The 18,142-nt window shown below is 68.1% G+C and carries 16 protein-coding genes and 3 pseudogenes; 9 read left to right on the top strand and 10 right to left on the bottom strand.

Annotated elements, in window-relative coordinates; translation table 11 throughout:
- The first annotated feature begins 65 nt into the window (after positions 1–65).
- Positions 66–428: a hypothetical protein gene (locus tag OG507_RS01530; RefSeq protein WP_327365272.1), complete on the top strand. Its 363-nt coding sequence runs from the start codon at positions 66–68 to the stop codon at positions 426–428.
- On the opposite strand, the gene OG507_RS01525 is transcribed toward OG507_RS01530, so the two are convergent.
- Together OG507_RS01525 and OG507_RS01520 are read right to left on the bottom strand one after the other, a co-directional pair.
- Complete coding sequence (locus OG507_RS01525; RefSeq protein WP_327365271.1) at positions 406–1,803, bottom strand: cellulose binding domain-containing protein; 1,398 nt, start codon at positions 1,801–1,803, stop codon at positions 406–408. The genes OG507_RS01530 and OG507_RS01525 overlap by 23 nt on opposite strands.
- 286 nt (positions 1,804–2,089) lie before the next feature.
- Entirely contained in the window at positions 2,090–3,523 is a 1,434-nt protein-coding gene (locus OG507_RS01520) for a glycosyltransferase (protein WP_327365270.1), read from the bottom strand.
- 1,188 nt (positions 3,524–4,711) lie between these two features.
- On the opposite strand from OG507_RS01520, the gene OG507_RS01515 reads away from it, so the two are divergent.
- Positions 4,712–4,963, top strand: coding sequence for a hypothetical protein (locus OG507_RS01515; RefSeq protein WP_327365269.1), 252 nt, complete (start codon positions 4,712–4,714; stop codon positions 4,961–4,963).
- On the opposite strand, the gene OG507_RS01510 is transcribed toward OG507_RS01515, so the two are convergent.
- The 5 genes from OG507_RS01510 to OG507_RS01490 form a co-directional block, all read right to left on the bottom strand.
- A complete protein-coding gene (locus tag OG507_RS01510) occupies positions 4,947–5,645 on the bottom strand; it encodes a class I SAM-dependent methyltransferase (RefSeq protein ID WP_327371830.1) in 699 nt (232 codons plus the stop codon). The two genes, OG507_RS01515 and OG507_RS01510, sit on opposite strands and share 17 nt — an antisense overlap.
- A 454-nt stretch (positions 5,646–6,099) precedes the next feature.
- Positions 6,100–7,302 carry an enoyl-[acyl-carrier-protein] reductase FabV gene (gene fabV, locus OG507_RS01505; protein ID WP_327365268.1) on the bottom strand — a complete coding sequence of 401 codons (1,203 nt, stop codon included), beginning with the start codon at positions 7,300–7,302 and terminating at the stop codon, positions 6,100–6,102.
- A gap of 2 nt (positions 7,303–7,304) precedes the next feature.
- On the bottom strand, positions 7,305–7,493 hold the full coding sequence (locus tag OG507_RS01500; RefSeq protein WP_327365267.1) for an acyl carrier protein: 189 nt from the start codon (positions 7,491–7,493) through the stop codon (positions 7,305–7,307).
- A gap of 81 nt (positions 7,494–7,574) precedes the next feature.
- Positions 7,575–7,709 (bottom strand): hypothetical protein, encoded by a 135-nt coding sequence (locus OG507_RS01495; protein ID WP_327365266.1) that lies wholly within the window; start codon positions 7,707–7,709, stop codon positions 7,575–7,577.
- A 398-nt stretch (positions 7,710–8,107) separates the two neighbouring features.
- Positions 8,108–9,043, bottom strand: coding sequence for an AraC family transcriptional regulator (locus OG507_RS01490; RefSeq protein WP_327365265.1), 936 nt, complete (start codon positions 9,041–9,043; stop codon positions 8,108–8,110).
- An 89-nt stretch (positions 9,044–9,132) separates the two neighbouring features.
- Here OG507_RS01490 and OG507_RS01485 point away from each other — a divergent pair, with 89 nt between their 5' ends.
- Positions 9,133–10,062 carry an NADP-dependent oxidoreductase gene (locus tag OG507_RS01485; protein ID WP_327365264.1) on the top strand — a complete coding sequence of 310 codons (930 nt, stop codon included), beginning with the start codon at positions 9,133–9,135 and terminating at the stop codon, positions 10,060–10,062.
- 212 nt (positions 10,063–10,274) lie between these two features.
- Positions 10,275–10,730 (top strand): annotated as a pseudogene (locus OG507_RS01480) (transposase); the annotation flags it as partial.
- A 163-nt stretch (positions 10,731–10,893) separates the two neighbouring features.
- Here the strand turns inward: OG507_RS01480 and OG507_RS01475 are convergent.
- Entirely contained in the window at positions 10,894–11,340 is a 447-nt protein-coding gene (locus tag OG507_RS01475; RefSeq protein WP_327365263.1) for a DUF1772 domain-containing protein, read from the bottom strand.
- 91 nt (positions 11,341–11,431) lie between these two features.
- Here OG507_RS01475 and OG507_RS01470 point away from each other — a divergent pair, with 91 nt between their 5' ends.
- On the top strand, positions 11,432–12,010 hold the full coding sequence (locus tag OG507_RS01470) for a TetR/AcrR family transcriptional regulator (RefSeq protein WP_327365262.1): 579 nt from the start codon (positions 11,432–11,434) through the stop codon (positions 12,008–12,010).
- 241 nt (positions 12,011–12,251) lie between these two features.
- Here OG507_RS01470 and OG507_RS01465 read toward each other — a convergent pair.
- Positions 12,252–12,641 (bottom strand): annotated as a pseudogene (locus tag OG507_RS01465) (integrase core domain-containing protein); the annotation flags it as partial.
- 262 nt (positions 12,642–12,903) lie between these two features.
- Between OG507_RS01465 and OG507_RS01460 the strand changes: the two are divergent.
- From OG507_RS01460 to OG507_RS01445, 4 genes and pseudogenes are all read left to right on the top strand, one after another.
- Positions 12,904–13,239, top strand: coding sequence for an ArsR/SmtB family transcription factor (locus OG507_RS01460; protein WP_327365261.1), 336 nt, complete (start codon positions 12,904–12,906; stop codon positions 13,237–13,239).
- A pseudogene (locus OG507_RS01455) lies at positions 13,240–13,934 on the top strand (cation transporter).
- Between the two features lie 18 nt (positions 13,935–13,952).
- Positions 13,953–14,318, top strand: a complete 366-nt coding sequence (locus tag OG507_RS01450; RefSeq protein ID WP_327365260.1) for a hypothetical protein — start codon at positions 13,953–13,955, stop codon at positions 14,316–14,318.
- Positions 14,319–14,468: 150 nt separating this feature from the next.
- Positions 14,469–14,969: a hypothetical protein gene (locus OG507_RS01445; protein WP_327365259.1), complete on the top strand. Its 501-nt coding sequence runs from the start codon at positions 14,469–14,471 to the stop codon at positions 14,967–14,969.
- On the opposite strand, the gene OG507_RS01440 is transcribed toward OG507_RS01445, so the two are convergent.
- Positions 14,938–17,961, bottom strand: a complete 3,024-nt coding sequence (locus OG507_RS01440) for a family 16 glycoside hydrolase (protein WP_327365258.1) — start codon at positions 17,959–17,961, stop codon at positions 14,938–14,940. The two genes, OG507_RS01445 and OG507_RS01440, sit on opposite strands and share 32 nt — an antisense overlap.
- Positions 17,962–18,142 lie beyond the last annotated feature (181 nt).

Raw genomic sequence — 18,142 nt, 5'->3', positions numbered from 1 at the left:
CTTCGCGGTGTCCGGGAAGAGGCTGTTCTCGACCTGGGCACGAGACGGAAGAACGGTGACCGAAGATGGCCATCCTGACCACCCACACGTTCGCTGTTGACCTGGACAACATCCAGGCAGGGGCACTCAAGTCGTGCAGCGGCTTGTCCTACGGGCAAGACGTGATCGAGATCGTTTCGTGCGAACGGCGAACGGCGAACGGCGAACGGCGAACGGCGAACGGCGAACGGCGAACGCCGGACGTCGTCGCGCAGTTGCCGGGGCTGACGCGGCGGCACAGTCGGTGGACCGAGGAGCGCCTGCGTTCGACGCCGACCGAGGTCGGACTTGTGCTCGCAGGCCGGGGCCGGCGCCCGGATGGCGCAGGACTTCGGAGTGACCCGACGGTCGCGCAATGCCACAGGCTCAGTGCTTGGGGACGGTGTTGACGTAATGGGTGCCGCTGTCGTAGAGGCCGTTCACAGCCTTCTGTACATCCGCCAGGGACTGGGCCTTGTCGGCGTTGTAGTAGAACCAGTTGACCCGCATGTCCCAGGCGCGCGGACCCGTGAAGGGGAGGTCCACGAACCAGGTGTTGAAGTTGATGGACATGTTCTGACGTGGGAAGTATCTGCCGCCGCTGCTGAACAGCTTGTGGCCGTCCACCGAGTAGGTGGCCACGCCGTGCACGGCTGTGATCACCATGGTGTGCCAGCCCTGAAGGCTGGAGACCAGTTTGTGTGTGACCCGGTCCCCGGCGTCGGCGCTGTACCAGCTCGTGGTGTCGAGTTTGGGACCTGGCGCACCCCAGCCCCCGTTCGGCATGTACTCGTTGTCGAGTTCGCTGTAGCGGGAGTTGTTGGGCGAGATCGTGTAGAAGGACTCGTTGACGTGGTCGCCGTTGCGACCACTCGTGGGCTTGTCGTTGAAGTAGATCCGGGCGGCGTAGGTCCCCGTCAGGAAGTCGGTGCCGCTGCTCTGTACCTCGGCCTGCTTGGTGCTCGCCTTTGTCCCGTCGGTGCTGGCCCGCAGTTGCAGTACCTGGCCGCCCACAGCGGTCTTCTCGGCCGGGAAACTGATGCCCGCGGCCGACCATGTGTCCTGGATTCCCGGACCGCCCGGGCTGGTACGCACCAGCCAGCCGTGCGCGTGGAGCGCGGGATCGTCGGGGCCGCTGTAGTGGAAGTTGTCGAACACGATCCCGCGCGGGTGGGCAGGCCTCGGGCGAGGGACGGACGAGTCCCGTGAGGACGCAGCGGCGTGGCCGCTGGAGCCGGCAGGGCCGGTGGGCTCGTCCCCCCAGACGTGCACACCGCGCAGGTATGCGGTCACCGTCCTCGACGCCTGAAAGGTGGTGTCAGCGGCATTGAACGAACGGTCGTCCAGCTGGTCCGGCTTCCTGCCGTCGGGACGGTACAGCTGCAGTCCGATGGCTCCGCTCTTGGCGCCGGGTGCCAGGCTGCCGGCGCCCGTCGTGAAGCTGATCTGGAGGTAGCGGTCTGCGGTGGTGGTGGGAGCGGCCAGTGCGGCGGTCTCCCCGGCGATGTTCGAGCAGCCGACAGCGGCCTGGACGCAGTTGAACGCGTACGAGGAAGCTCCGTCTCCGGTGAAGTAGTAGCGAATCGACACGTCCGACAAGGACACCCTCTTTTTGGAGGTGTTGACAACCTCCAGCCATGGCTGGGCCACCGCGGCCGTGGCAGGGCTCCCGGCCTTGTACCGGACGGTGAGCTGCGGGGGCGCTTGATGCGCGGCACGCCACTCGGGATAGAGCGCGAGGCCACCGGCGGCCACGACGATCACCAGGAGCAGCGTCTTGAACACGGTCCACGCACGACGTCGAGGCCTGCGGTCATCAGGACGGACAGGGCGGACGGTAGGGCGGGCAGTGCCCACAAAAGCTCCCAGTGCAGGTGGAGGGGCGGTACCGGGACCGGCGCGGGTGACACTGTGACGGAGGCCAATGCCGTCCTCCGTGAGCGCGCCCGACTGAACGCTCAGGAAGGCAAGCGGCGGTACTCTCCGTCGCACCGCCACAGCGGGTCGCCGGCTGCGTGGGATCCCGCATGTGCCGGCCTTCGGACGGCCCCGACGCCGAACCGAGCGGCGCCTACTGGACGACCTGCCTCTGGGGGCCGGGGAAATCGAAGGCCGGCCGGGCGACCCCGTCGTCCGGGTTGGAGGCGAGCCCGCTCCGTGAGATCGCCGCAGTGCCGTCCCAGGCCTGGTGGGGGATCGCGGGGTACGCGGTCGGAGAGCCACCGCGGTCCGCTGGAGCCTCGCTGTCCACGCCGACCTCGATCTTCGTGCGGGTGCCCCATTTGGTGCGGCGCAGGGTCGCCAGGGACCACAGGCGCAGCGGCAGCAGCAGCCCGATGTTGAGCAGTGCGTACAGCGGAGCGGCAAGGAACGTCAGCACGCGGTCGACGATCCCGACCATGGCGGCGCCGCGCAGGTAGTGGATGGAGCGCACCCACGACATGACACACATGTAGCCGACGTAGCTGGCGAGCAGGGCCCAACCGGTCGGATGCAGCGCGATGGCCACGAGGGCGGTGAGCATGGCCGCGGTGAAGGCGACCCAGGTGACGAGCTCGATCAGATTGAGCCACCAGTACATACGGCTCAGCCGGAACTTGGCGAAGAGCAGGAACCCCTCACGTATGAAGGACTTGCCCCAGCGGATCTGCTGGCGGATGTAGTGCCCGAGACGTTCCGGCACGTCGGTGTAGCCGACAGCGCACGGCTGGATGAGGGACTTGCCCTCGGTGAGGCAGTAGTACGTGAGGCGCCGGTCGTCACCGAAGGTCGCGGGGCGCCCGAGGAACCGCTGGTCGAGGAAGTCGTCGAGATTCTTCCGGATGACCCACCCCCGGTACATCGCGAGGGATCCGCAGGCGCACAGGACGGAACCGAGACGGGAGTAGGCGACCCGTTCGCCAAGGAAGGCGTTGACGTACCGCATGTCGATCAGGCGCGTGAGGAGGTTGGTGTCGCGGTTGTGGGCGAGGACCAACCCGGTGACGCAGTGGACACGGCGCTCCCCGAAGGGTTCGGCGAGTTCGGCGACGGCGTGCTCGTCGAGCACCGTGTCGGAGTCGATGCACAGGTACGCGTCCGCGAGCGGGTCCTCACGGAAGCCCGCGGCGAGTCCGTGGCGCTTGCCGCGGTTGTCGGGGAACCGGATGAAGCCGAGACGGATTCCGGCACGGTCGAACTGCGGGCGCATCTCCCCGATGAGGGCAGCGGCCGACTGGTCGGCGGAGCAGTCGTCGATGACTGTCAAAGACTGCGGTGGAAGGGTCTGCGCGAGGATTGATTCCAGGCAGCGCCTCAGCATCGCGGGGGATTCGTTGTACACCGTGACGACCCCGTGAATGGCAAGCTGATGGGTCGTTTTCCTGAACGTGAGCCCGGGACTGCGGCGTCGGCGGATGGACAGGAGCAACTTGATACCGAGGAGAGAGCCGACGGCCACCCCGTACCAGTGCAATTGGCGCCAGGACGCGTAGATCTGGTCCCAAGCGTGTATGAGGGTCTGCATGACGAGTGAGGACTCCCTGACATCGTCGATTTGCTCGTACTCGGATAAGTATTGAACGTATGTGTGGCAAATGAAGATATTTTGTCTGAGACATGCGACACACGATGCCTCCGCGGCGCCCACGAGCAGGCTTGGGCACGCCGCAGTCCCGGGCGCTGGGCGGTTATTCAAGCCTTCTGGGAGCAGGATTTTCGTCGTGAATGTATAAGGCCTGCCGCCTTGAGATCCGCGAGCTTGCGTCCCCTGTATCCGAGGGCGGAGTTCCGCGTTCGCCGGTGTGCGATCGCGTGTTTTGAGTGTCGGCGTCGGTCGCGACAGGCGTGGCAACTCGCGTGCACCTGGCCTGGCCTCGCCAGGCGTAGCGACGCCGTCGCAGGCGGTGTCCACCTGCAGGGGCCTGGCCGCCCTTGACGGTTGCCGGGGCGCGGGACGGTGCGCTGCTCGCATCCCCTGAGCTGGGGTGTTGCGACGACCACTAGAATCCAAGACGTAACTGGCGGGGCTCCATTTTCCTGACGCTATCGACACTCCTTGTGGGAGATATCCCACGTCAGCACTTCATGCGACCTAACGGTTACCGCCACTACAGGGAACCCCGGAAGTGTGTCCGAGACCTCTATCGAAGTGCCCTGATCTGAAGATCAAAGCAGGTCAACCAAAAATTTTTGGCAACCTTCACCACGGATATAGAGGCAATATCTGTGCTGCTCCATGAATTCCCGATGTAAACGTACGGCCCGCTTGCCCCCCCCGGAGAGAGGAGTTGAAGCCAAGGCGCAGTCGGAGAGTGTGGCCGCGCCGCTGCCGGTGATCCGGAATCCGGCACTCGCGGCGAGAACGCCGCGGGAGGCAAGGTGGCGGCACTGGGAGCGAGCTGCTCGGGCGAGCTTCCTTGCCACCGGCCTCCGTGGAAAAGAACAACCAGGGCGGTGACCGGTGCGGCGGGTATAGAAAGCGGTCCGGGAGACCTTCAGCAGTTCACACGCTTGTTTGACGCCATGACGGCCCTGTTTCTCCGCCTCGGTGAACGGGTGCACCGTCACCGGGCCTCCTTGATGCGAAGAAATCCGTGGCCCGCTTGAGGATTTCAACGTACTTCCGCAGGAGACGGCTGTCCCGTCGCAGTGCGGCCAGTTCCTCGCGCCGGCCCTGTGGCCCGGCGGACCGCCCGCGCGGCGGGGGCCTCAGGTGAGCGACGGGTTCCAGGTGCCGGCCGTGATCCGGCTCGGGCAGGTGCTGGCCGTGACCCTGTCGCCGAAGCACCGCGTCGGCGCCCCGGAGGGCACTGTCGCCATCCAGGGCCTGCCCGTCGCCTTCGCCCTGACCGGGGCCAGGGCCGACGAACGTGAGACCCTGCTGGATCTGCTCGCCGACGAACGCGAGATCCAGCAGTGTCTCGCTCGCGCTGGCAGTCATGATCCGGCTACGGTCGGCCGGTGACCGGCAGAGCCCGCACCCAGGTGCGGTCGCTGGTCAGGTATGCGTCGACGACAAGCCCTGCCTCGCTCAAAGCAAGCTCGAAGGCCTTGTCGGTCAGGGGGCGTGACAGGAACGTCTGGGCCCACCGCGCGTCCGAGAAGACGTATTCGACGTGGACGGACCGCACACCTGGACCCACCGGATCGGAGGACACCACCCGAACGAGCCCGCCGGGGATCTTCCGCTCCTGCGGCATGTTCTCGTGCCGACCTTCGCTCTCTCGCTGGATCAGCACGCAGCCGTCGTTCGCGACGTGCCGTCGGCAGGTCCGCAGCAGTCCCTGGCGCACTTGTGGATCACCGGCGTGAACAAGGAATGACCCCAGCAACACCACATCGAAACACTCATCGAGCTCCAACTCCTCGATCGGACTGCAGACCGTCCGGGCGCCGTGGACCCGCTCCAGCATCTGGGGAGATTCATCGACGGCAGTCACGGTGAAGCCTCGCTCAGCCAGCGGATGCGTCACGCGGCCCACACCGGATCCCAGTTCGAGGATGCGGACCTCGGCGGGGACCGCCCGTTGGATGATGTCGGGCTCGTCGCCCACGGGTAGCCGCTCGTACAGCTCGACTGCGCACCCATCCGGCGTGATTGCTCCCGGCCCGAATCCTTGGTGCCCCTCGCGCATCCGCCCGCTCATATCCCATAGGAACACAGCGCGGACTGCTGTGAAAAGACGCGCGTACTCCTGCCGCAAGTAGCCGCAGGTGGTGCTGAGTGCGGTCTGGCCGGAGGCGACCTGGGCGGTGGGGTGGCCGCCACGGACGGTGTCGCTGTCGACGATGTCGTGGTGCAGGAGGATCGCTCTGTGTCGGACTTCCGGCGCGGCGGCGACCGTGGCCAGGTCGGCCCTCTGGAGGCGGGTGTCGGTGTTGAGGGTGTGTGCGGCGTGGAGGAACGCCATGCCCAGCGGCGCTTGCTCGGGCGGATCAGGTAGGCGGTGGCCGCGTCGTGCACGGCCGGTTCGCTGATCCGGGCGGTGGCCTGGCGCAGTCACGTTCGGAGAAGGCGGCGAGCTTGGTCTCCAGGTCCTGCCGCCCGCGGATGAGCATGTCTCGTCGGTGGGCAGGCGCATGGCGTTCCTCCAAGGGGGGTCAGGCGGCCGGGTCCGGCCAGGGGATGTCCGTGTCGACGGGAGCGGTGTAGTCGATGCCGGGTACGGCGAAGCCGTACAGGCGCTGGACCTCGGCGTGGAACCAGTCGAGGTCGGCGAGGGCGCCGATGCTGTTCGTGGTGGCGCTGTTCCAGCGGTCGGCGACGGCCTCCTGCACCGGGGGCGTGAGTTCCCAGGTGTCCAGGCGGACGCGGCCTTCGGCGTCGAGGGTGAGGGGGCGGGTGCCGGTGAGCTGGTCCCACAGGTCGGTGAGCTGGTCGATCGGCGCGACCATGCCCTCATCGAGGACGCCGCGCAGCAAGCCGACGTACAGGGCGATGCCGGGGATGGCGGTGGAGGACTGGGTGACGGCGGCCCCGTTGACGGAGGTGAGCGCGCGGCCGCCGACGAGCTTGTCGAGGCGTTCGTTCAGGGTGCGGGCGGTGGCTTCGAGGTGGGCCTTGGCCGCGCCGATGGTGCCCTGCCGGTAGATGCCCGCGGTCAGCGGTGAGCCGATGTAGGAGAGGGCAGCGGTGGTGAAACCGTCGGCGAGCAGGTCCCGTCCGGCCAGGTGGTCGATCCACCGCTCCCAGTCGGTTCCGCCCATCACCGCGGTGGTCTGCGCGATGTCGTCGCCCGCGGCCGGTGCGGTCTCCACCTCGGTGACCTCCGGGGCGCCGGAAGGGTCGAAGGCGAGGGTCTTGGTCCGGTAGGGCTCGCCGATCGGCTTGAGGACGGAGGAGTACGTGACGCCGGTGTCCGGGTCGGTGCGGCGCGGTGCGGCCACCGAGTAGATCAGGTGGTCCAGCCGTCCGTACCGCTGCTTGAGCAGGTCGGCGACCTCATCCTTCATTGCGTCGGAGAAGGCGTCACCGTTGAGGAAGACCATGTCCCGGCCGTGCTCGCGGGCCAGTTCGGCGGTGGCCGCGGTGCGGTACCAGCCGGCCGTGCCGGTGCGTCGGCCGGGCGCCTTCTCGAAGCAGACCCCGATGCCGCGGATTCCGGCGCGGGCGAGCCCGGCGATCGTGGCGGCGAGTCCGTACCCGGCGGACGAGCCGATGACGAGCGCCACCGGACCGTCCGCGCCGGGCTGCTGGGCGGGGACGGCCTGCCACATGTCGGCCACCACCTTGCGGCAGCCGGCCGGGTGGGAGTCGAGGAAGAGGAAGCCGCGGTTCTTGGGGGCGATGACGCGTTCGCTCACGATCAGATCCTTGGGGTCGGCGCGGATGAGGGCGCGGCAGCCATCAGGCGGGCCACCGCATCCTGCAAGTCTGCGACCGTACGGATTCGGGCGGTGACCTCGTCCGGCACAATGATCGACAGGCGGCCTTGGAGGGTTTCCACCAGTTCGAGCAGAGCGAGGCCGTCCACGCCCAGGTCGCGTACCAGCACAGCGCCGGCGGGCGCATTCCTCGCGGGGCAGCCCGGTGATCCATGCCAGGGCCTCGGTCGTCACCCCGGCCGTGTCCACGCTCATCCCTCCCGCCCCGCGGTGGTGCCCGTACGGGCCAGGAGGCTGGGCACCGCGATGAGAACCGGTCCGCCACGGTGCCCGGTCTGGTGCCTGGTCTGCTGGTCGTGACGGTCGATCAGCAGAACCTTCCTCATCGAGCCTCTTACGCCACTCCGAGGACGCCACCGGCGCCACCGATCGCCGCTTCAGCCGAGTGGCCCTGGTGACCGTGACTCTCCACGGATTCCCCGAGCCCCCTTCCGTAAGGCTGGCGCCGGTCCATACCGACTTGGGCACTGGCAAGCAACTACCCTCCTGCGCGCCCTCGTCGACATCGATATCGACCTGCACCCCAGCCTTAGCTCGCCCGACTGGGCAAAGACCACACCCCCAACGGATGGCAACTCCACCCACTGACCGCACCCTCCCAACCAGCCACAGCCACACCCTAGGAGGGTCTCAGTAACTGGCTACCTGCTGGCGGAGCGCACCCGGATGTACCCAGTCACGTAGTCACGTACAGCTGAGCGAGCCCAGGATGTCTGCACTGGATTCAGCTCCGCCGTCTGAACGTGCCGGGGGCTGTCCCGTGCGTGCGCTTGAACGCGTTGGCGAAGGCGAACTCGGAGGCGTAGCCCACCTGGGCGGCGACGGATTTCAATGGTGCATCCGATGCCCGCAGCAGGCGCGCGGCTGTGGTCATCCGCCACCAGGTCAGGTAGCTGAGGGGTGGTTGGCCGATCAGCGTGGCGAAGCGCCTGGCGAACGGTGCGCGGGAAAGCCCCGCTTCCGCGGCGAGTTTCGCCACTGTCCACGGCGCCGCCGGGGCCCGGTGGATGGCGTGGAGGGCGGCGGTGACCGGCGGGTCGTTGAGCGCGGCGGCCCAGCCGGTGGTGTTGCCCCGGGCGGGCTGTTCGTTGAACCAGATGCGCAGGATGTACAGCAGCAGTGTGTCCAGGAGCGCGGGGACGGCTGCGTCGGTCCCGAGGCGCGGGTGCTCCAGTTCGGCGGCCAATAGCCCCACGGCCGAGCGCAGTTCCGGATGGCGATCCGGGTGCGCGGGGAGGTGGATCCGGTCAGGCAGGTCGCACAGCAGCGGGTGGGTGCGGGACGGGTCGAGCTGGTAGGTCCCGCAGAGCACGACGGTGACCGGACCGCCGTCTCCGGCCCGGTCGACGCTGTCCGACGCGAAGGGCTCGGACAATCGGGGGTCGCCGGGGCCGCAGGCGGGGGCTGTCGCCAGGGTTTTGGGGCTGTCGGCGAGGGTGTGCCCACTGCCGTGGGGCAGGAACACCACGTCGCCCACGCCCAGCGGGACGGGCTCTGCGTCTGGAGGCAGTAGCCAGCAGGAGCCCTGCAGGATCACCTGAAAGCCCGCCGACCCCGGTACGGAGGCGAACTCCTGCCCCCACGGGGCATGCCACCGTACGTGCGCCGACCGAGGCCGGCCGGTCCGCATCACCGCGATGACGTCACTGAGCACATCCACGCGGCGAGACTACGCGGGCGAGACGTACGCGTATGAACTGGGCACTCTGCCGCATGGATCGTCTCCATGTGCGGTCGTAGATTCGCGGCATGAAGATGAAGTCCGCACGTATCCATGAGTACGGCGACGCGTCCGTGATCCGCTACGACGACGTTCCGCGTCCTCAGCCTGCATCAGGTGAAGTGCTCATCCGTGTCGCCGCGACCTCGTTCAACCCCACCGAGGCCGCGTTGCGGGGCGGACTGCTCCGGGCGTTCTTTCCCCTGGACCTGCCCTACACGCTCGGATGGGACGTCGCCGGTACCGTCACCGAGATCGGCGCGGGTGCGGAGGAGTTCACCGTCGGCGACCGGGTCATCGGGCGGCTCGACAGCGCGGGTGCAGCCGCCGAGTACGTACGGGCGCCCGTGGCCACGCTGGTCGCGGCTCCCGCCTCCATCCCTCTCGCGAACGCTGCGGCCCTTCCCGTGGCCGGTCTCACGGCGTGGCAGGCGGTGTTCGAGTACGGGAAGGTAGCCGCCGGGCAGCGGGTACTGGTCAACGGTGCGGGCGGAGGCGTCGGTGGCTTCGTGACGCAGCTCGCCAAGTACGCGGGAGCCGAGGTGATCGCCACGGCCGGCGCCCGCAGCGCCGAGGCGGTCCGGCGGCAGGGGGCGGACCAAGTGATCGACTACACCGTCACACCGGTGGTTGCCGCGCTCGACGGCCCGGTGGACACGCTGCTCAACCTGGTCCCGCTGAGCCCGCCGGACGCCGCAGCTCTGGCGCCGCTGGTGCGGCCGGGCGGCCGGATCGTCTCGATCGCCACCCCGATCGAGCCGCCTGCCGATGCCGGGGTGACTGCGATGCACATGGTCGCCCGCAATGATGTGGAGCATCTGGCGGCGCTGGTGAAGCTCATCGACGTCGGCGTGGTCGCCATCGACATCAGCGAGTCACGCCCACTGGCCGACCTCGGCGCCGTCCACCGCCTCAGCGAGGCCGGCCGGATCCGAGGCAAGGTCATCATCGTTCCTTGAGCTGCCGACGGCCGGACCTTGCTTCCGGCCTTCACGCCCACTTCCCTGTGGGCACGCTCCCGCGTACCTGGCCGAGCATTTTGGCGAGCACGCCGACGCCCGCCTGCGTTTCCTGATTATTCGTGCGGGATGATGGCGGTATGCGTGGTGGGGGCGGGCTGTTCGAGGTCGAGCCGGTCGAGAAACGGCAGCCGCAGGGCCGTCGGGCGGCGGTGGACAAGCGGTTCCGGGCGTTCGACCCGCACCAGGTCCTGCTGCTGCCCCCGTCGCTGGACAACTGGCTGCCCCGGGACCACCTCGCCCGGTTCGTCGCCGACATGGTGGACGAGGTGCTGGACCTGGGACCGGTCCTGGCGGACTGCAACGACAAGCGCGGCTACCCGCCCTACGACCCGCGACTGATGCTGCGTCTGCTGATCTACGGCTACACCACCGGGGTGCGCTCCGCGCGGGCGATCGAGTGCAAATGCGCCGACGACATCGCGTTCCGCTACCTGGTCGCCGACCAGGTAGCGGACTTCCGCTCCATCTCCCGGTTCCGCCGCAGCCACCTGGATGCCCTGTTCACCCAGTCCCTGCACCTGGCGACCAAGCTCGGCATGGCCAAGATGGGCCGCGTCGCCCTGGACGGCACCAAGCTCGAAGCGAACGCCTCCAAGCACAAGGCGTGGCGGGACATCGCGACCCGCTACGACAGGACGCCGGGAAGCTGCCTCGCCGGGCTTCGGCTGCGTGCCTCGGTGATCTGGATCAAAGACCTCACCCGAACAGGAGCCGGGAGCCGCGCAGGTCTGGGATTGTGCGCCGCGTGCGCGCTGTCGGTCCGCGGGGTCAGGTGAGGGCGGCGGCCAGCAGGGCGAAGGCGGCGATGATGACGGCGACGCGGACGTAGTGGAAGCGGTCCCAGCGGTTCATCTGCTGCTTCCAGTCGGCGGGCCGGTTTTCAGGGGTCCACGTCTTGCCCCGGTTGTTGATCGGGACGAGCAGCAGGATCGACATGATCACGCTGAGGATCAGCAGCGCGCCGGCGGTGACGACTAGGCCGGTGCCGTGGTGGTGCCATCGGGCGACGGCCCAGACCGCGACGAGGGCGAGCGAGGTGATGTACCAGACCGGCATTACGGCGCCGAGCATCCGGCCCCCGTGGGCGCGGCCGAGTTGGCCGCTGTCGCCAGGGAGTGCGTCGAGGATCCGGTTGATGACGAAGGCGACGGCGAACTCCACCCCCACCATCACGCCGACGATCACGGTGGTGAACGCCTCAAGTGCGTTGAGCATGGTGACCCCTCCAGGAATCTAGCGCTGCTAGATGACGAGGCAACGCTAGTACTACTGCCGCTCGATTGTCTAGCAATGCTAGGATCGAATCATGTCGGTACAGGAGCGCAAGCAGCGTGAACGGGCGGACCGTGAGCGCCTCATCGTGGCGACGGCCCGCGAACTCGCCGAGCAGCAGGGCTGGGACGCGGTCACCACCCGCCGGCTCGCCGAGCGCATCGAATACAGCCAGCCCGTCCTCTACAGCCATTTCCGCGGCAAGCGCGAGATCATCGGCGCCGTCGCCCTTGAGGGTGCCGCCGAGATGGCCGTGGCGCTGCGGGCCGCGACCTCCGCCGCGGACGGCCCTCGCGCCCGGGTCACCGCCCTCGCCCGCGCCTACCTCGACTTCGCCGAGCACAACCCGGCGGTCTACGACGCCATGTTCCAGCTCGACGGCGGCCTGGCCTTCGCGAACGAGGACACCCCGGAGCCGCTGAAGGACGCTTTCGCCGCCCTGCTGGAAAGCCTCGGCGAGGTCGCCGGGGACGGCGTCCACCCGGCACTGTTCACCGAGGTGTTCTGGGCGGCCCTGCACGGGCTGGCCACCCTGACCCGAGCGGGACGGCTGCCGCCGCAGGACACCGAGCTGAGGGTGGAGCTGCTGGTAGGCCGGCTCGCCATGATCTGACACACCATCCCGGCGAGCGCGCAGCCGGGGCTCTCGGGCCTCGCCGCTGCCTGCCTGCGGCATCGTTTCCGGTCACTCGCGCCCACACGGCACAGCCGCAGATCGCCGGGCCCCGTACCCCAGACGGGCACCCGCCCCGCAAGCTGCGATGCTCATTGATCACGACCCGATACGCGCCGTAGCAGGCCGCCAACGCCTGAGGGAGCAGGGCAGGCCGCTTGGCGGGAGTTGGACGAATGGTGTATTGCCCTGTGAGGTTCGGGACGCGGCCGGCGGGTGGTTGGCCTTTGAGCGCGGTGTGTCCGCGGTGGCGATTGCAGGTGTTCAGCCATTACGGGAAGGCGTTGCGTCGTTCCTGTTCTGATCGGTACGGGCGGGCGTAGGCCCATTCGTCGAGAAGGGTGCGGTTGAGGCTTTCGACCTTGCCGTTGGTCTGGGGCCGGTAGGGCCGGGTTCGTCTGTGGGTGATCCCGGCCGCTGCGAGGGTGTCGCGCCAGGCGTGGGATTGGCAGCAGGCGCCGTTGTCGGCCGGGACGCGTTCGACGGTGATCCCGCAGGAGGCGAAGAAGGTCTGGACGCGGGTCCAGAAGGCGGTGGCGGTTTCCTTCTTTTCGTCGGTGAGGATTTCACTGTTGCCACTCCCGCGGCACGCTCACGGCACCGTCAGCCCGCCGGCTCCCGGCTTGCCCAACACAATCGCCATGCCCCCGGTCACACACCACCGCACCGACAGTCCGCACCGGGTTTCCGACCGGCTCCGATGAGTCCGCCGCCGGCGGTGGGGCAGCGGGATCCGGGGCTTCAGCCCTGCTTGCGGTGCAGAGGTGAGTGGGCGCGCCAGCGATCAATGATCCACGTATTCCTGAATTCAGGAATTCCTGTACTGTTGAAGCGTGCTGACACTCGCCGCTGACATCGAAGTGCTGGTGCGGTTCGGTCGTGCCCTCGCCGACCCCATCCGCTGCCGCATCCTGCTCGTCCTGCGTCAGGCCCCGGCCTACCCGGCCGACCTCGCCGACTCTCTGCAGATTTCCCGGACCCGGCTGTCGAACCATCTGGCGTGCCTGCGTGACTGCGGCCTGGTCGTGACCGTCCCCGATGGCCGGCGTACCCGCTACGAGCTCGCCGACGAACGTCTCGGACACGCCTTGGACGACCTGCGCAACGCTGTGGTCGCCGTCGAGGCCGACCGTACGTGTGTCGAGGCGGACGAGAAGGGGTGCTGCTGAATGACCGCGACATCCCTCGCGCCGGGCCCGGCCCGACGTGACGCGCTGACCCGGCGCATACGCCTGCTGGTCGCCGTGACGATCACTTACAACGTCATCGAGGCGATTGTCGCAATCACTGCCGGTACTGTCGCCTCCTCCACCGCGCTGATCGGTTTCGGACTCGACTCCGTCATCGAGGTTTCCTCCGCCGCGGCCGTCGCCTGGCAGTTCTCCGCGGCCGACCACGCCGTGCGGGAAGCCCGGGAGCAGCGCACGCTGCGGATCATCGCCGTCTCCTTCTTCGGCCTCGCGCTGTACGTGAGCCTCGACTCGGTGCGCGCGCTGACCGGGACCGGTGAAGCCGATCACTCCGTCCCCGGTATCGTGCTTGCCGCGCTCTCGCTGGCGATCATGCCGTTCCTGTCCGCGGCCCAGCGCAAGGCCGGCCGGGAACTCGGGTCCGCCTCCGCCGTCGCCGACTCCAAGCAGACCCTGCTGTGCACGTACCTCTCCGCCGTACTCCTGGTCGGTCTGCTGGCCAACCTGGTGCTCGGCTGGTCCTGGGCCGACCCGATCGCCGCCCTCGTCATCGCCGCGATCGCAGTCAAGGAAGGCCGTGATGCCTGGCAAAAAAAGGCTGCTGCGCTCCCAGTTCCTCCGCCGCGACGCCAGCCGCTGACACGGAGGCCGCTCTCTGCGACTGCTGTACCTGAGTCACCCGGGAACACGACATGCACAAGGACACCATGAAGATCGAACTGCTGGTCGTGCCCGGCTGCCCGAACGCCCGGCCCGCCGCCGACGGACTCCACCAGGCGCTCGTCAGGCTGGGCCTGCGCGATGTGGCGGTCCAGACCCGCACCATCACCGGCCAAACCGAGGCGGAGGCCGCACATTTCACCGGCTCGCCGACGATTCTGATCGACGGACGTGACCCCTTCGCCGAGCCCGGCCGGGTGCCGGGACTGACCTGCCGCATGTACCGGACCCCGGACGGCCTGGCCGGCGCACCAGCGGCCGAGCAGCTGCTCCAGGCCCTGACCAGCGCCCTCCAGGCTGTCGGGCGAATCGGGAGAAAGGGAAGCGAGCAGACATGAGCGACGACGCCGCCGAGGAGCTGACCGAGACACAACGGCAGCACTGGTAGAACACCTACACCTCCCACCCGGGCATGGACGGCGGGGAGCCCTCCGCCCCCGCCGTCCACGCCGCTCCCGGACGCCTCCGCGGACGCGGTCTTCGCGCACATGCTGCTGTGCATGGCCCTGTCCACCCAGGACATTCACGCACTCGTGGCCGAGGTCTGCCGCGTGCTGCGGCCCGGCGGGGTACTTGTCCACACCGTCCGGCACACCGGCGACGCCCACTACGGCGCGGGCACCGCCCACGGCGACGACATCTATGAACACGGCGGTTGCGCCGTGCACTTCATCCCCCGTCGCCTTGTCGACCCCCTCGCCGACGGCTGGACACTCGACGACAGCAGCCCTCAGCCCGGATCCGCGTCGAGCACACCAACGCCGGACGACGGCAGTGGCGCCCGTTCCAGCGCTGCAGCACCCGACGTGAGGACCACGCCGAAACGGGCGGGCAGCTGTCGGCGGCCAGATGTTGGGGCGGCCCAGTGGCCGGTTGCGCCACTGGACCGCCCAGTTCTGCGGAGACCTTGTCGGTGGCCCGCGAGATCAGGTCCCGGTCCCTGTCTCCGTCCGGCTGTCAGTCGAGCGGTTCGATCCAGATGTTCCTGAAGCGGACCTTGTTGCCATGGTCCTGGAGCCGGATCGCGCCGGCCGCGGCCGATTCGGCATCCCCGGCTCCGGTCGGGCCGTCGACAGCCACGTTGTCGTGGACCTTCTTGCCGTTCCACACCACGGTGATCCTGGCGTCGTCGGTCTTCTTGCCCGCGGCGTCGAAACGGGCCGCGCGGAAGACGATGTCGTAGGTCTGCCAGGTCTCGGGGGCGGTGGCGGCGTTCAGGTCGGCGGCCTTTTTGTTGTAGATGGACGCGGCCTCGTTCGCGGCGAGCTTCTCCACTCCGAAGGAGTCCAGGATCTGGAGTTCGTACCGCTCCTGGAGGTAGATGCCGCTGTTGCCGCGGTCCTGCCCGGTGACATCGTCCGGCAGTTTCGGCACCCGGAATTCGGCATGCAGTCTGAAGTCGCCGAAGGCCTGCTTGGTACGGATGTCGCCGCAGCACACCTCGATGGAGTCCTCAGCGGTGTGCGGCCATTCGACGCTACGGCCGTCGGTGTGCTGCCAGCCGGTGGAGACGCTGCCGCCGGAGAACAGGTCGATACGGCTGCCGGGTCTGCGCACCTCGATCATGTCGAGGTTGACGTGACCGGTGTCCTCGGGCCGATAGGTGTAGGTGATGGTGTTGCGGCCCTTGCGCAGGTCAAGCCGCTCGGTCCGGGTGGACCAGCGGTTCCAGGCGCCGGTGGAGGGGAGGCTGGTCTGCTGCGGCTGCCCGCCGTTGACGCTGACGCCGATCGTCTTGGTGCCGGTGAAGGGGTTGGGGCCGTTGGCGTAGCGCAGTCCCACGTCGTAGGCGCCCTTCGCGGGTGCGTCGACGTCGAAGGTGGCGGTGGCGCCCTGGGTGCCGAAGCCGTCGACGAAGCCGCCCCCGGTGTAACCGGTGTGCTCGGTGTCGATGTCTGCTCCCCCGGAGAGTCGCGCCGACTCGGCGTCGTACGCGGTTACGGGCGACTCGGGGCCCGGACGTGCGTTCAGCGTGTACCAGGCCTCGGTGGACCAGAGTTGCTCACCGTCGGCCGAGGCGAACGGGCGCGGCGAGCGTATGTGCACCACCCGGTCGGTTTTCAGACCGGGGACGGTGATCCTGACCTTGCGACGGTCGTCGGAGATTCGGGCCGCCGCGACAGGGAGTTCCTCTTCGTCGACCTTCGGGCCCCCGTACGCGGGGGTGGGGACGTAGCGCCACTGCTCGACGGAGTAGGCGCCGCTCGTCAGCTTGGCGGTGGTCTCCTCCGACAGTGGCTTGGTGTAGCTGAGTTCGAAGCCGTCGCGCGTGGCGCGCATGGTCTTGATGTCGAAGACGCTCTTGCCGTTCGGCGTGAGTTTCTGAAGGCCGAAGCGGAGTTTGCCTTCCTGGCCCCAGTTGCCGTCGGCGCCGAGGCCGCCCGCGTAGATCGCGCCGTCCGGTCCGGTGCTGATTCGGGTGATGCCTGCTTCCAGGCCCTGTGTGTGCCGGAACACCGCACCCTGGTATTCGCCGTCCACCTTCTCCAGGTCGGCGCGCTGGATGCCGCCGTAGGTCACGTCGCCGAAGAGCAACTGCCCGGCGAAGGGGCCCTTCTTCAACAGCAGCGGTGTGCTGGGCGAGTTGGCTATTTCGTTCTGTGGCAGCCACAACACGGGCTTGGTGGCCGTGCGGTCGTCGAACGGGCCGTCCGGGTTGGTGTAGTGGTTGAAGAACCGGTCCTGCTTGACATGGACCAGCTTGGAGGCGGGCAGCCAGCCGCCCTGGTTGTCGGTGACGAAGAGCTCGCCCTCGGGGCCCCGTCCGATCCCGTTCGGTGTGCGCAGGCCGCCCGCCAGGTAACTCACCTTTCCGGTCTTCTTGTTCACCTTGATGGTGGTGCCACGGTTCGCGGCCGGCTGCGGATCGGTCGTCGCACCACCGTAGTTGATGGCGACGGACAGGTTCAGATAGAAGTTCCCGTCCTCGTAGAGCAGGCCGAAGGCGAACTCATGGAAGTTCCCTCCGTACGGCCACTCGGCCACCTTGCGGATCTCACCTGCGGAGTTGTCCCCCTCGATGTCGGACAACTCGGTCAGCTGGTGCTTCTCCGAGACGTAGAGTTTTCCGGCGACGTACTTGATCCCCATCGGTTCCTTCAGGCCGCCGGCGATCTTCTTGTACGTGACCTGCTCCGGGCCGGTGTCACCCGTCACGTGGTCGAGGACGTACACCTCTCCCTCAGTGTTGGTGCTGCCGCCCCAGGTGGTCAGGGCGAGCCGGCCGTCCGGCAGCCAGTCCATCGCGGAGACCTGCGGCTCGAAGCCGGCGGGGCGCAGGTCGGTGAGGGTGTAGCCGGGGTTGACCGAGGTCAACGGGAGGCCGTCGCCGGGGGTGTCATAGGCGCCCTCGCACTCCTTGCGCCCGGGGGCGGTGACCCGGACGACGTCGGCGTCGGTACTGAGCACGGAGTTCGGGACGAGGGTGAAGTCGGCTGCGCCCGGTGGCTTCCATTGGAGGGTGACCTGCTGGCCGCCGCCGCGGTCGAAATGGTCGATGTGCAGGGCGTGGTAGCCAGGGGTGAGGGTGATCTCACCGTCCTTGGGTTCGGCGCCGTGCAGTCCGTCGTGGTCGATGACCTGCTGGCCGCCTATGAAGAGGCGGGAGCCGTCGTCGCTGATCAGACGGAAGGCGTACGTACCCTCGGCAGGGATGTCGATGTTGCCGATGATCTGCGACACGAAGTTGTCGGTGAATCCGAAGCCGTCGGTGGAGGACCAGTCGGCGGTGGGGATCAGTTTGTCGACGTTGGGGGTCTGGGCGGGCTTGAGGTCGCAGAGCTCGTTCAGCGGGGACTGAATGTCGAAGACGCGGAGTGTGACGCCGGGTTCCTGGGGCGGCAGGTCCGCGAGGGGCTTGTCGTCCGCGTCGGCGGTGGCGGCGGCGAGGCCACCGGTGAGAATCACCGAGAGGAGCAGCCCGGTGATTCTTTGTGCTCTGGGGCGATGACTACGGAGGTTCGGGTACTTGCGTGGCGTCACTCTTCCTCCTGCTGGGCGCTGCGATGCGGCGCGACCGGGGCGGCCCACGTCCGCGGAGTGGAGTTCGTGCACGTACGAGTGATGCGGTGGTGTTTCGCTCTGTTGCATGCGTATTTCCGTGCGAAATCGACGCCCAGCGTACGAACTTCGCAGCGAACCGTCCATACTTTGTCCTCAACAA

The organism is Streptomyces sp. NBC_01217, from assembly GCF_035994185.1.
In the GTDB taxonomy this organism is placed as follows: Bacteria; Actinomycetota; Actinomycetes; order Streptomycetales; family Streptomycetaceae; genus Streptomyces.
The sequence above is the reverse complement of the archived record's forward strand: the minus strand, read 5'-3'. Positions and strand labels throughout refer to the sequence as shown.